The organism is Campylobacter sp. CFSAN122748, assembly GCF_045277125.1.
GTDB classification, from domain to species: domain Bacteria; phylum Campylobacterota; class Campylobacteria; order Campylobacterales; family Campylobacteraceae; genus Campylobacter_D; species Campylobacter_D jejuni.
On the sequence record NZ_CP116953.1, the window covers coordinates 867670 to 880665 of the forward strand.

Annotated in this window: 13 protein-coding genes and 1 pseudogene; 4 read left to right on the plus strand and 10 right to left on the minus strand. The window is 29.4% G+C overall.

Annotated elements, in window-relative coordinates; genetic code table 11:
- Positions 1–74: 74 nt before the first annotated feature.
- Genes OT390_RS04575 through pheS form a run of 4 tightly spaced genes read right to left on the minus strand, consistent with a single transcriptional unit; the run spans position 75 to position 5491 of the window.
- Positions 75–908 carry a 4-hydroxy-3-methylbut-2-enyl diphosphate reductase gene (locus tag OT390_RS04575; RefSeq protein WP_052800235.1) on the minus strand — a complete coding sequence of 278 codons (834 nt, stop codon included), beginning with the start codon at positions 906–908 and terminating at the stop codon, positions 75–77.
- On the minus strand, positions 898–2184 hold the full coding sequence (aroA, locus tag OT390_RS04580) for a 3-phosphoshikimate 1-carboxyvinyltransferase (protein ID WP_394535884.1): 1287 nt from the start codon (positions 2182–2184) through the stop codon (positions 898–900). Before aroA ends, OT390_RS04575 begins: the two co-directional genes overlap by 11 nt.
- Positions 2181–4502: a phenylalanine--tRNA ligase subunit beta gene (gene pheT, locus OT390_RS04585; protein WP_032586105.1), complete on the minus strand. Its 2322-nt coding sequence runs from the start codon at positions 4500–4502 to the stop codon at positions 2181–2183. Before pheT ends, aroA begins: the two co-directional genes overlap by 4 nt.
- The gene (gene pheS, locus OT390_RS04590; protein WP_002889021.1) at positions 4499–5491 is read right to left on the minus strand and encodes a phenylalanine--tRNA ligase subunit alpha; all 993 of its coding nucleotides are present in this window, start codon (positions 5489–5491) and stop codon (positions 4499–4501) included. The genes pheT and pheS overlap by 4 nt, the downstream gene beginning before the upstream one ends.
- A 122-nt stretch (positions 5492–5613) precedes the next feature.
- Here pheS and OT390_RS04595 point away from each other — a divergent pair, with 122 nt between their 5' ends.
- Positions 5614–5979 (plus strand): histidine triad nucleotide-binding protein, encoded by a 366-nt coding sequence (locus tag OT390_RS04595; RefSeq protein ID WP_002857192.1) that lies wholly within the window; start codon positions 5614–5616, stop codon positions 5977–5979.
- A gap of 29 nt (positions 5980–6008) precedes the next feature.
- Here the strand turns inward: OT390_RS04595 and OT390_RS04600 are convergent, their stop codons facing one another.
- Both OT390_RS04600 and OT390_RS04605 read right to left on the minus strand, forming a co-directional pair.
- Complete coding sequence (locus OT390_RS04600) at positions 6009–6578, minus strand: DJ-1 family glyoxalase III (RefSeq protein WP_002889024.1); 570 nt, start codon at positions 6576–6578, stop codon at positions 6009–6011.
- Positions 6571–6750, minus strand: a complete 180-nt coding sequence (locus tag OT390_RS04605; RefSeq protein WP_011812746.1) for a hypothetical protein — start codon at positions 6748–6750, stop codon at positions 6571–6573. The genes OT390_RS04600 and OT390_RS04605 overlap by 8 nt, the downstream gene beginning before the upstream one ends.
- An 82-nt stretch (positions 6751–6832) precedes the next feature.
- Between OT390_RS04605 and OT390_RS04610 the strand changes: the two genes are divergently transcribed.
- Together OT390_RS04610 and OT390_RS04615 are read left to right on the plus strand one after the other, a co-directional pair.
- Entirely contained in the window at positions 6833–7576 is a 744-nt protein-coding gene (locus tag OT390_RS04610) for an amino acid ABC transporter permease (RefSeq protein WP_002860538.1), read from the plus strand.
- On the plus strand, positions 7569–8297 hold the full coding sequence (locus OT390_RS04615) for an amino acid ABC transporter ATP-binding protein (protein WP_002860539.1): 729 nt from the start codon (positions 7569–7571) through the stop codon (positions 8295–8297). Before OT390_RS04610 ends, OT390_RS04615 begins: the two co-directional genes overlap by 8 nt.
- A gap of 27 nt (positions 8298–8324) precedes the next feature.
- Here OT390_RS04615 and OT390_RS04620 read toward each other — a convergent pair whose 3' ends face one another.
- The 4 genes from OT390_RS04620 to OT390_RS04635 all read right to left on the minus strand — a co-directional run bounded on the left by OT390_RS04620 (position 8325) and on the right by OT390_RS04635 (position 12329).
- The gene (locus OT390_RS04620) at positions 8325–9791 is read right to left on the minus strand and encodes a sodium:alanine symporter family protein (RefSeq protein ID WP_002860540.1); all 1467 of its coding nucleotides are present in this window, start codon (positions 9789–9791) and stop codon (positions 8325–8327) included.
- A gap of 103 nt (positions 9792–9894) precedes the next feature.
- The gene (locus OT390_RS04625) at positions 9895–10362 is read right to left on the minus strand and encodes a tRNA (cytidine(34)-2'-O)-methyltransferase (RefSeq protein ID WP_002859556.1); all 468 of its coding nucleotides are present in this window, start codon (positions 10360–10362) and stop codon (positions 9895–9897) included.
- A 2-nt stretch (positions 10363–10364) separates the two neighbouring features.
- Positions 10365–11351: an alanine racemase gene (locus OT390_RS04630; protein WP_002859557.1), complete on the minus strand. Its 987-nt coding sequence runs from the start codon at positions 11349–11351 to the stop codon at positions 10365–10367.
- Positions 11352–12329, minus strand: coding sequence for a murein L,D-transpeptidase family protein (locus OT390_RS04635; RefSeq protein WP_052800234.1), 978 nt, complete (start codon positions 12327–12329; stop codon positions 11352–11354).
- A gap of 156 nt (positions 12330–12485) precedes the next feature.
- On the opposite strand from OT390_RS04635, the pseudogene OT390_RS04640 reads away from it, so the two are divergent.
- A pseudogene (locus tag OT390_RS04640) lies at positions 12486–12955 on the plus strand (hypothetical protein).
- Positions 12956–12996: the final 41 nt, after the last annotated feature.

Sequence of the window (12996 nt, forward strand, 5' to 3'; positions counted from 1 at the left end):
TTAGTGTTAAGTTTTTTTATTTTTGTTAATTTTTTTTAAATTTTTGACTTTTTTATTCTATTTGAAAACATTTTTTAATTAATTTTAAAATTTTTTATTTTGGCGATAACTTTTTGTATGATCCAATCAGGAGTACTAGCACCTGCACTAATGCCGCAATGTTTTTTATCCAAAAACCATTCTTTTTTTAACTCTTCTTCGGTTTCAATTAGATAGCTATCTTCACAATTGGTTTTTGCAATTAAAAAAAGTTGTTTTGTATTGGCTGAGTTTTTACCCCCTACAACAACCATAACATCACTTTTAAGCGAGAGTTCTTTAATGGCATCTTGATTTTTAAAGGTTGCATCACATATAGTGTTAAAAACTCTTACTTCTTTGGTTTTAAGTATTAACAAATTTACTATCTCCATAAAATGCTCAGGCTTCTTAGTTGTTTGGCTTACTACAGCTATTTTATTAGGAAGTTTTATATTTTGAAGTTCTTTTTTATCCAAAACTACATAAGCTTTTGTACTTACATAACTTTTGACTCCTTTAACTTCGGGATGATTTTCATCTCCAAAAATAACAACTTCATAACCCTCCTTACTCATTTGCTCGCAAATTTGTTGTGGTTTTGTAACAAAAGGACAAGTGGCATCAAAAATTTCTATATCTTTTTTTCTCAATTCTTCTAAATCTTGCTTTGTAATACCATGAGTTCTTATAATAGCCTTTTTTTCATTACTTAAAGCTTGTATATTTTCCAAAGTTTTGACATTAAATTTTTTTTGCAAACGAGAAATTTCTTCGTTATTGTGAATAAGAGGGCCTATAGTTGCAGCATCTTTTATTTGTTCTGCTTTTTTAATAGCTCTTTTAACACCAAAACAAAAACCATAGTTTTTTGCTAATTCAATAATCAATCCTAGCTCCTAAATTTGATAAAATCTCTATAAAATTTGGAAAAGAAGTTTTTATACAATCACTATCATCAATCTCGATTCCACAAAGCAAACCTAAAATAGCAAAACTCATAGCAATACGGTGATCTCCATAGCTTTTAATTTTTGAAGATTTTAGTTCGCATCCACCTTCTATTTCAAAACCATCATCAAGTTCTCTAGCTTCAACACCACAAAGCTTTAGATTTTCAACCATCACAGCAATCCTATCGCTTTCTTTAACGCGTAATTCTTTAGCATTTATTAAACTAGATTTACCCTTAGCCAAAGCAAAAGCTATAGCCAAAGCAGGCGCTTCATCTATTAACCAAGCGATATTATCTTTAACTTCTATGCCATTAAGCTTGCTAGACTCCACCCTGATCTCACCAATAGTTTCAAAATCATTTTGAGTTATTGTCATTTCAAGTTTGGCACCCATTTTTTGCAAAATTTTATACGCCTCTATACGAGTAGGATTAAGCAAAATATTTTTTAAAATAATTTGAGTTTTAGGTAAAATAATAGCTGCTAAAACAAAATAAAAAGCCGAAGAAGGATCATTAGGAATGATTATATTTTGAGCTTTTAAAGGTTTTTTTAAAGGATTTATTTCAAGACTTAAGCCATCATTACTAACCCTTATTGGAGCTTTCATAGCCTTTAGCATGTTTTCACTATGATTTCGACTAAGAGAAATTTCACTAAAAGTGCATACATTATCAGCTCTAAAAGCAGATAAAATCATAGCTGTTTTAACTTGAGCCGAAGAAATTTCGCTTTTAAAATTAAAAGCTTTTAATTTTTGACCTTCTATACAAAGTGGAGCTAAATTTGCCTCATTTCTTCCATAAATTCTAGCGCCTATTTGAGTAAGTGGTTTGCTTATCCTTCTCATAGGACGATTGTTTAAATACTTATCTCCACTTAAAACAAAAAAACCAGAAATTCCTGCTAAAAATCCTATCATCAAACGCATAGCAGTTCCTGAATTTCCACAGTCTAAAATACAATTTGGAGATAAAATTTCTTTAGGGGGTATAATTTTGACGCAAGAATCTTTTTGTTCAATTTTAGCTCCAAGATTTTTTATAATTTCAAGAGTGTTTAAAGTATCTTGAGCTAAGAGATAATTTTGAGCCTTATTTTCTTCTTGTGTTAAAAGCGAAAATATAGCAAAACGATGAGATATGCTTTTATCTGCTGCTATATTTTCAAGTATAGCATTTACAGGGGTTTGCAATTTGTAAATTTTCATCTTAAATCAAGACCCAAATTTTTAAGAGTATTTAAAATTTTATCCATACATTCATTCACTTGATTATCTTCTAGAGTTTTATTTATATCCCTAAAAGAAAAACTTATAGTAATGCTATAAAATTCTTTAAGGTTTTCATCACTATAAATATCAACTAAACGAAAATTTTCAAGTATTTCTAAATTCAATTCTTCGATACAATTTTTAATCTGATTGTATTCAAAACCTTTAGGTATTAACACACTAAGATCTCTAGTGATAGCTGGGAATTTGGAGTAAGGCTTAGCTATTTTAAAATCTTGCCTGATTAAATCTAAATCAAGTTCGCAAATATATGTTTTTGGTAAATCTCTCTCATTTTCTATTTTTAAATGCAAACGGCCTATAAAACCTACTTTAATATCTGATAGATAAATATCTGCTTGTTCATAAGGGCTTAAAATATTATATTTTGATGATTTTAGTTTAAAATCACCTATAATATTTTTAATGTCTAAAAGAAAATCATAAAATTGCACCGATTCAGGTTTTGCCTTGTTGGAAATTTTAGCTTCTTCTTTTAAGCCAGAATGGATAAATGCGATATGGTTTAATTCTTGATTATTAACATTGAAAACAGCCCCTAGTTCAAAAAGTTTAATAATTTTTTTAGAATTTTTTGCATTTAAACTTGCTGCATTTAACAAATGATTTAAAAGGGTTGTTCTTAAAGTATTAAGTTCTGCTGTAATTGGATTGATTAGTTTTAGTTTAACAGAGTCAAAACCCAATCTTTTAAGTTCTTCTTCATTATCCAAAACGTAATGTAAGCTTTCAAAATAACCACTAGCTACTGCTCTTTTCCTTAAATTTAAAAATTCAATATACTTTTTATATGCAGAATTTAAACGATTTTTTTCTATAAATTCTAAACCCTTGGAGGCAATATTATCAATACCTATAATTCTTACAACTTCCTCGCAAATATCTGATAAATTTTTAATATCAGGACGATGTAAAGGTGCTTTAACATTTATAAGCCCTTCACCTGAAAGTATGAGCTCAAAACCTAATTTCTTTAATATTTTTAATACTTCATCTTTATCAACATTTTGCCCTATTATATCGCCAATACTTTCAATACTTATTGGTATGATTGGTAATTCTTTGTCGGTTAAAATTTGTTGAGAAGAACTATAAATAACAAGATTTGGAATCTGCTCAAAAATACTAAGCAAAAAATCCATTCCTAAATTTAATTTAGGTTCACTTCCCCTAAAACTTCTATAAAGCATTTTTTCATCTTGATCTTTATGATATATTTTAGCATCTGCAATTACCAATGGATCGGTATAATTAGCCTCAATAATAATTATTTTAGAATCATCTTTACATCTACTTTCATTATTTTGGAAAATTCCGCTAAAGCTTAAAAGTTTATCTTTGTAAGATACTTTTGTTTCTCCATGCACTTGCTTGCTTAAATTAATGGTAAATTCTTCATCTTTTTCAGAAAAACTACTTAAATCATAAGCATTAAAAAGAACACCAGTTGAATGCGTTGCATAATTTAATAAATTTTCTATGGAATTTTTTCCCAAACCTTCAATTTGAGCAAGTCTTAAACTAAGCAATAAATTTGTTTGAATTTCTTCTTTTAGCCCTATGGCTCGATAATTATAAAGTCCATTAAGTTCTTTCTCAGCTGCTAAGCGCAAAATTCTACCGATACCTAAAACATTTTCACTTTCTTTAAATGGTTTTGGTTCTTTTAAATTTAAATTTAAAGCTGCGGCTAAATCACGAGCTATACCATAAATACTTAAACAATCACCCCTATTAGGAGTAAGTTCCACTTCTATTAGCTCATCATTAAAAATTTCATAAGTATTTAAAGGTCTCCCAAGTTCTAATTTCCCTATACTCTCATCTAAAAGCATAATTCCTTCATTGATTTTTTCAAAACCCAGTTCTAAACTAGAACAAAGCATACCACAAGAATCCACTCCTCGTAATTTTGCTTCTTTTATTTCCATACCGTTTGGCATGATAGCACCTTTAGTTGCAACAGCTACAAATTGTCCTGCATCAACATTTGCAGCACCGCAGACAATTTGCAAGGTTTCACTTCCGATATCAACTTGACAAATGCTTAATTTATCTGAATTTTCATGTTTAATTTTTTCCTTAACATAGCCTACAACAACTTTATCTGGAGCCTTTAAAGCGCCAACCCTATCAACTTCTATACCTATAGAGTTTAAAGTTTTAGCTATTTTATCCGAACTTATTTCTTCAAGTTCTAACCAATCATTCAACCAACTTTTAGTAATTATCATCTAAACTGCTCCAATAATCTCAAATCACCTTCAAATAAAGATCTTAAATCTGGAATTTGATGCAAAAGCATTGCAAAACGTTCTACTCCCAATCCAAAGGCATAACCACTTACATTTTCATAGCCAACAAAATTATAAACATTAGGATCAACTATTCCACATCCTAAAACTTCAAGCCAACCTGTATGTTTGCAAACTCTACAACCCTTTCCTTTGCAAAATACACAAGAAATATCAACTTCAGCAGAAGGTTCTGTAAATGGAAAAAAACTTGGACGAAAACGAACTTTCACATCCCCAAACATATAACGCAAAAAATCTTCCAATACACTTTTTAAATTTGCAAAGCTAACCTTTTGCCCTTCTTCCACCACAAGGCCTTCAACTTGATGAAACATAGGAGTATGCGTAATATCAAAATCTCTTCTAAATACAGCACCAGGGGCTATCATCCTAATAGGAGGTTTTTGTGCAAGCATTGTCCGTATTTGCACTGGCGAAGTTTGTGTTCTTAAAAGCCTTTTATCATCAAAATAAAAGGTATCTTGCATATCTCTTGCAGGGTGAGATTTAGGTAAATTTAACGCTTCAAAATTATGAAAGTCATCTTCTATTAAAGGCCCTTTTTCTATGCTAAAATTCAAAGCTATAAAATACTCTATGATTTTATCCATGGTGCTCATAACAGGATGCAAGGCACCTGTTGTAATACTTTCATCAAAATAGTTAAAATTTAAAGCATCTTGTTTCATTCTTTCTTCTAAAGCAAGATTTTCCAAATCTTTAAATTTGGCTAAATAAGCCTCATTAAATATTTCTTTTTGTGCATTTAATTTAGCAGCAAATTCTTTTTTCGCCCCATCTTCTAACTCTTTAAGCTTTGTAAAGCCTTCTGTTAAAATACCTTTTTTTCCAAGAACGGAAATCCTAATGGCTTCCAAATCATTTAAATTCTCACATTTTTGAATCTGTTCTATAAAATTTTGCAATTTTCTTACCTTAAATAAAATATTTCAAGTTCTAATTCTATTAAAAACTATTTTAAATTCAGCATAAAAACCAAACTTTAAAGATATAATTGTATCAAACCAACAGTAAAAAAGGATAAATAATGCAAGAAAAAACAATTTTTGAACTCATAGTTGAAGGTAAACTTCCATGCAATAAAGTGCTTGAAAGTGACGATTTTCTAGCATTTCATGATATTGCACCCAAAGCACCCATACATATACTTATAATCCCTAAAAAACATTTTAAAGACTTTCAAGAATTTGATCCTGAACTTATGGCCAAAATGACAAGTTTCATACAAGAATTAGCTGTTCTTTTAGGTGTAGATAAAAGTGGATATCGCTTGGTAACAAACTGTGGAAAAAATAGTGGACAAGAAGTTTTTCATTTGCATTTTCATATGCTTGGAGGTTTTGAACTGCCTAAGGAAAAAACAAAAAAAGAAAATCCTCAAGCTTTATTTTAGTTTAAATGGTAGAAAAACTACCATTTAAACTATTTTGTCAAAGGTAGCAACATTCCCTCGTATAATTTTTGATAAATTTCATCACCGCATAACTTTTTAGCTAGCTCTAAACCAAAAAGAATTGCCGTAGCTGGACCTGCTGAAGTTATAACATTTTTATTTACAACTACAGCCTTGTTAACACGATTTCCATTAAGTCCAACTTCACAACTAGGATAGCAAGCAAACTCGCCCTCTAAAACACCTGCTTCATTTAAGACTATAGGAGAAGCACAGATTGCGGCAACAATTTTATTTTTGCTATGAAGTTGTTTAATGATATTTAAAATAACATTTGAATTCTTAAGATTCATCATACCTTCAAAGCCACCCGCCAAAGCAATGGCATCTAAATTTTCTATATCAACATCCTCTATAGAACAATCTGCTTTTATACTAATGCCATTAGCACCTTTTACTAATAACTCACTGTTTAACGAAGCTATAACAACTTCCAAATCTGGATTTAATTCTTTTGCTCGTTTTAAAACATCCGCAATTCCTATAAATTCAGCTTCCTCAAAACCTTGAGCCAATGGAATTAATACTTTTTTACTCATTTTGTTCTCCTTTTTTATATTTTTTAAATCTTTCTTCTCTTTCTTTGTTTTTTTGCATCATTTGACGATTAAAACCTATGACCAAAACAATCATTAAAAACACAAAAATAACTATTAGAATGAAATCTAAAATTTCCATAAATACAACCTTATTTTTGGGAAATTCTAACACATTTTTTTAAATCTTTAGAGAAAATTCAAAGATATTTCTATAAAATCTTTTTTTAAATAATTTCTCTGAAAAGGTTTACAAATTGAATCAGAAAAATATAAAAATTTTTGTTTTTTTTGTTATTATTATTTTATGGGGCTATTTTTCTTTCCCAATAGAAATATTAAAAATTCAAGATCCTAGTGGAGTTGTAAGCTATGGCTATACAGAAAATGCAAAAGCTTATTTAAAAAGTTATCTTATTACACTTTTATTAACTGCTTGCGCTGTTATTATCGGAGTGATTATTGGTTTTAGTTTAGCTATTTTACACTTCTCTAAATTTAAAACGCTTAATTTTATTATAGATGAATATATAGACATTATACGAGGAACACCAGTAATTTTACAATTGATGATTTTTGCTTTTGTAATTTTTACTTTTATAGATAACCTTTATGCAGCCATTCTTGCACTAGGACTTAATAGCTCGGCTTATATAGCAGAAATTGTAAGAAGTGGCATTAATAGTGTAGATAAGGGACAAATGGAAGCTGCAAGAGCAATGGGGCTTGATTACAAAACTTCAATGAAAGAAATTATTCTTCCACAGGCTACTAAAAACATTCTACCTGCATTAGCTAATGAATTTATTTCTTTATTTAAGGAAACTTCTGTTGTAGGATTTATTAGTGTTATTGATATTACCATGCAAAGTCAAAGCTTGCAAGCCGTACTTTACAATCCAAAACCTATTATTTTCACTGGACTTGTTTATTATGTAAGTGTAAAAATTTTTAGCTATTTTGCAAAAAAACTTGAACTTAGGATGAATAAAAATGATTGAAGTTAAAAATTTACAAAAAAAATATGGAGAATTAGAAGTTTTAAAAAATATTAACACTACAATCTCAAAAGGCGATGTAATAGCTATCATAGGTCCAAGTGGAGGCGGAAAAAGTACATTTTTACGCTGCATCAATCGCTTAGAACTAGCTGATAGTGGGGAAATTTTAATCAATAAGCAAAACATACTTGATAAAGAAATTGATATTAACAAGATCAGGCAAAAAGTTAGCATGGTATTTCAGCATTTTAATCTTTTTGCTAATAAAAATGTTATGGAAAATTTATGTTTAACGCCCATTAAAACAGGAATTTTAAGTCAAGAAGAAGCCATAAAAAAAGCAAAATTACTTCTTGCTAAGGTGGGTTTAGCAGACAAAGAAAATATAATGCCCCATAAGCTCTCTGGCGGACAAAAACAACGCATAGCTATTGCTAGAAGCTTGATGATGAATCCTGATGTTATTTTATTTGATGAACCTACTTCAGCTCTAGATCCTGAAATGATAGGCGAGGTTCTAAGCATTATGAAAGATGTTGCAAAAGAAGGTTTAACTATGCTTGTAGTAACTCATGAAATGGGCTTTGCTAGAAATGTTGCCAATCGTATATTTTTTATGGATAAAGGAAAAATTGCTGTTGATGGAAGCCCTAAAGAAGCATTTGAAAATCCTAGCAATGAAAGATTGAGAGAATTTTTAAACAAGGTTTTAAATCATTAATTCATAAGCCACTAAGGCTTATGAATTTTAATCCCAACATTCAGCGTTTTTAATTCCAAGTTTGCTAGCATTAAATTTAGGATCTATACCAGATTTTTGTTGCATATTAAAATCTTTTAAAACTTTATTTACTATACCACCTAAAAGCAATAAAGATATAATATTTGTCGTTGCCATGAAAGCCATAGTCAAATCAGCCAAATTCCAAGCAAGTTTTAAATTCATTTGCGAGCCTATAAAAATCATAGCCACAGCTGTAATTCTAAACAAATTCATTACAAATTTGGAATTTGTTAAATATTTAACATTAGCTTGAGCATAATAATAATTTCCTATTAAAGAAGTTATTGCAAAAAGAACAATAGCTATAGTAATAAAATGGATTCCAAAGCTACCGTAATACTCACGCATAGCTTCTTGAACTAAAGGCATTCCACCATCAATTTTACTTTCTCCAAGTCCTAAATATGCCATAGAAAAAAGAACTAAAAATCCAGAACTTGTACAAACAACAACATCAATTAAAACTGAAAAGGCTTGTATAACACCTTGTTTAGCTGGATGACTTGTCAAAGCTGCTGCAGCTGCATTAGGTGCCGAGCCCATACCCGCTTCATTTGAAAAAAGTCCTCTTTTAATCCCTATAACCAAAGCAGAACCAGCAAAACCACCAAAAATCGCTTTAAAATCAAAAGCACTTTGTAAAATCATATGAATCACAGAAGGAATTTTATCAAAATTCATTAAAACAGCAATCACGGCAAGTAAAACATAAGCTAAAGCCATAAAAGGAACAATTAAAGAACTAATTTTACCTATTTTAGTATGGTGAGAAAAAAACATCCATGCACCAAAAATAGTTAAAACAATACCAATAATCATTGGCCAAGAACTTGATGCAAAATCTACAGCAGCATTTGGATTAAACATATCATAATAAACTTTAAAAGACGAAGTCATTGTTTGACTTTGAAGTCCATTAAATCCATAAGCATAAGTAATAATAAGAATAAAAGCAAAAAAAGCTCCAAAAAAATGTGAGCCTAAGGCTTTTTTTATATAATAAGCTGGACCACCTTTAAACCCGCCTGTATCATCTTTTGATTTGTAAACTTGAGCTAAGGTACTTTCAGCAAATGCTGAGGCACCACCAAAAAATGCCATAACCCACATCCAAAATAAAGCACCAGCTCCACCTGTAGCCAATGCCAAAGAAATTCCAGCAATATTTCCTATACCAACTCTAGAAGCAGTTGAGATCATTAATGCTTGAAAAGGTGAAATATGTTCTTTAGCGTGTCCTTCGTTTTTTTCTGTAAGAATTTTAAATACAGAACTCAACATACGAAACTGAACAAAGCGAGTTAAAAAACTATAATAAAGCCCACAAACAATAAGTAAAACTACCATAATAATGTCTGTATTTGGGACAATCTTATTAGCTATAATATCAGACGCTTTATTGGCAAAATCTAGCATAATATCTAATTTCATCCAAACTCCTCAAAAAATAATCTAAATTTTACTTTAACATAATTTTTATAAAAAGGACTTTATGATTTTATTTGTTTTAAGCTATTGTGTAAATTTGAAACTTTTAAGAAGCAAAATTTCTAAAATTTTGTCTTAAAGCTTCATAAGAGATTATACCAACGCTTGTGGCTAAATTTAAACTTCTTCCATAAGATTTCATAGGTATAGTTATAGCATTTTCCCAGTTTAATTGCATTAATTCCATAGGCAAACCATAACTCTCACTTCCAAAGAATAAGAAATCATTTTTTTGAAATTCTGCATCAAAATAAGCTTTTTGACTCTTAGTTGTTGCGAAAAAAAAGCGATTTTTATAAATCATATTTTCATTCAAAAATTCTTCAAGATTCTCCCAAATAATAGGCTCTAATTTATCCCAGTAATCAAGTCCTGCCCTTCTAACAGCCTTTTGTGAAATATCAAAAACAGTTGGTTTAACAATATGAAGTTTAAAACCAGCATTAAAGCACATTCTACCTATACTACCTGTATTTTGCGGTATTCTAGGGTGAACTAAAACTATATTAAACATATTTATACTAGAACTCTTTGAATATTAGGATTTAATTTTACTAAAATTTCATAGTTAATAGTATGAAAAAAATCAGCCCAAATATCAGCATCTTTAAACACGCAAATTTCCTCACCAGAATTTTCACAAGAAAAACTATCCATTGACATCTTTCCAAGCATTGTTTTTCCATTTCCAAGTACCAACTCCCCTTTTCCATTGTAACGGAAAAGACCATCAGCATAACCCAAATCATAAGTTGCTACTTCCATATCCTTTGCAGCAGTAAAAATGCCTCCATATCCTATGCTCTGTCCTTTTTGTAAAATCCTTTGACTTAATCTATGAGCATACAAACTTAAAACTCTTTTTAAATTTGAATCCCCATATCCAAATTGAACAAGCCCAACTCTACAATATTCATCTTCAGGAATTTTCCCTCTAAATAATGCTGCAGAATTATACGAATGAAATAATAAATTTGAAAAATATTTTTTTACTATCTTTTTAGCTTTTTGAAAATTTTCTTTTTGAACAAAAAAACTTCCATCCATTTCATCTGCACTAGCAAAATGTGTAAACATTCCAGTAAGTTTTAAATCACTACCTTGAATAAGATTTATAGCATGCTCTAAATTTTCTACACAAATTCCATTGCGATGCATGCCTGTATCTATTTTTAGATGTATTTTTATATCTTGCTTGTAATTTTTTACTTGAGAAATGTCATTTAAAGCATAAATAAATCGAGAATTTTCATTACCATGAGGACGATGTGATAGTATTAATATATTCTCAAAAAATTCTTCGATTTCTCGAGCTTCTTCTTCACTCTTAACAGCAACAAAAGAAACTCCTAAATTTTTGGCTAATGGAGCTAAAAGCTTAGCTCCATGTCCATATGCATTATCTTTAAAAACACAAATTAATCTTTGAAAACTCCCTATTTTTTTAGCAATATGTCTTAAATTGTATTCATAAGCTTTTTGATCAATTTTTATTAAAGACATTTATTGCTCTGCTAAAATTTTCATTTTACCTTTACTATCTATCTTAACGTATAAAATTTTATCGCCTCTAAACTGATAGTTTTTAGTGTAATAATCCTCATAAAATGAAATTCTATACATAGTTTCATTTTCTAAATTCGGATAAGGGCTGATATTAATATCTGAAAATTTAATCTTTTTATCTTCTTTACGAGAAAAAATAGATTTTTTCATGGAAGCAAACTGTTCAAATTTCATTTTATCAAAACGTTTAAATTCTTGCTCATCATAAAAACTTAAATAGGCGTTAGTGTCACTATTTGTCCAAGCTAGTTTCCATGTAAAAAGATCAGCCAATAAACTAGCGATTTGATCCTTTTTAGCTCTAATTTTTTCTTTTTCTTCTGTCATAACAAAAACTTTTTTATCTTGCACAACTTTTGCAAATTTCTCCAAATTATTATTAAATAAAGCAATACACCCTCTTGTTTTAAATTCATCAAGTCTAGAACCATCTAAAGGATAGCCATGGATCCAAATACCACCACCTGTTTTTCCTTGTACTTTATCAAGTAAATTTGGATAAGTTGTGGCAAAAGCAAAGGGACCATAATAAGGATCACCTGGATTAAACTTACGGCCTAACTCATAAAAACCTACTGGCGTTTTCAAATCTCCTTCTATTTTTTTATCACCCATTAATCCAGTTATTATTTCTTTTTGTTCAAAATCTTTTCTTATTTTTCCGTCCTCGTAAGAATAAACACGGAGAATTTTATCTGTTTTATTTGCAAGCACGATAGCAACATTATCATCATAGTATCCAAGTGAAATATTTTTATCTCCTATTTCACTTAACCAAAAATCCTTTTGAGTTAATTCTTTTTCAATCGCTACACCAACAGCATCTAATCCTTGATTAAGATAAATTTTAACAAGATCTGAGGCATGCAACACCAATGAAGAAAGTGCAATTAATAAAGCAAGTCGTTTTAACAATGTTTTTCCTTAGGTATTTCAAATTTTTTTAAGTCAAAAATGTTTGTGATTATAATATTTTTTTTCTTAAAAAATATTAATTATATTAACAATGCAGCCTTATTTATGATATAATTTTTACAAATCATAAAGGCTTGTTTTAAAAGGTTGTCTATAATGATAAGAAATTTTTTTATAGGAATGTCTTTTTTAGGCATTTTGTTTTTAGCTTTTTATACATTATATGATAAAAAGAAAGAAAGTATATTTAGCTTAAATACATGCCAACCTCTAACTTGTGACTTAAATTTACAAGATTGTGTTTTTTCTTTTAATAAAAAAAATATTGAAGTTTCAGCTTACCCAAAACCTATAAAAATTTTCAATAAAACTACTATAAAAATTAAGAATTTTCCTCATTATTCTAATTTAAAGATTAAAATTTATAGTTTAAATTCCTATATAGGCGATATCATTCCTAAATTTAATATAGTTAATGGTGATATTCTTATAAATTTTATAGGTAGAAGCATTACCGATGATTCTAGATTTAGGGTTGAATTTTTAAACAATAATGCTCCAACTGGTTTTTTCTTTGATTTTGATGTTACTATGCAAAAAAATTTCAAACAGGTAACACACATTGAAAAATTTTCAAAATTTTATATTCAAATAAAAATATTTTTTG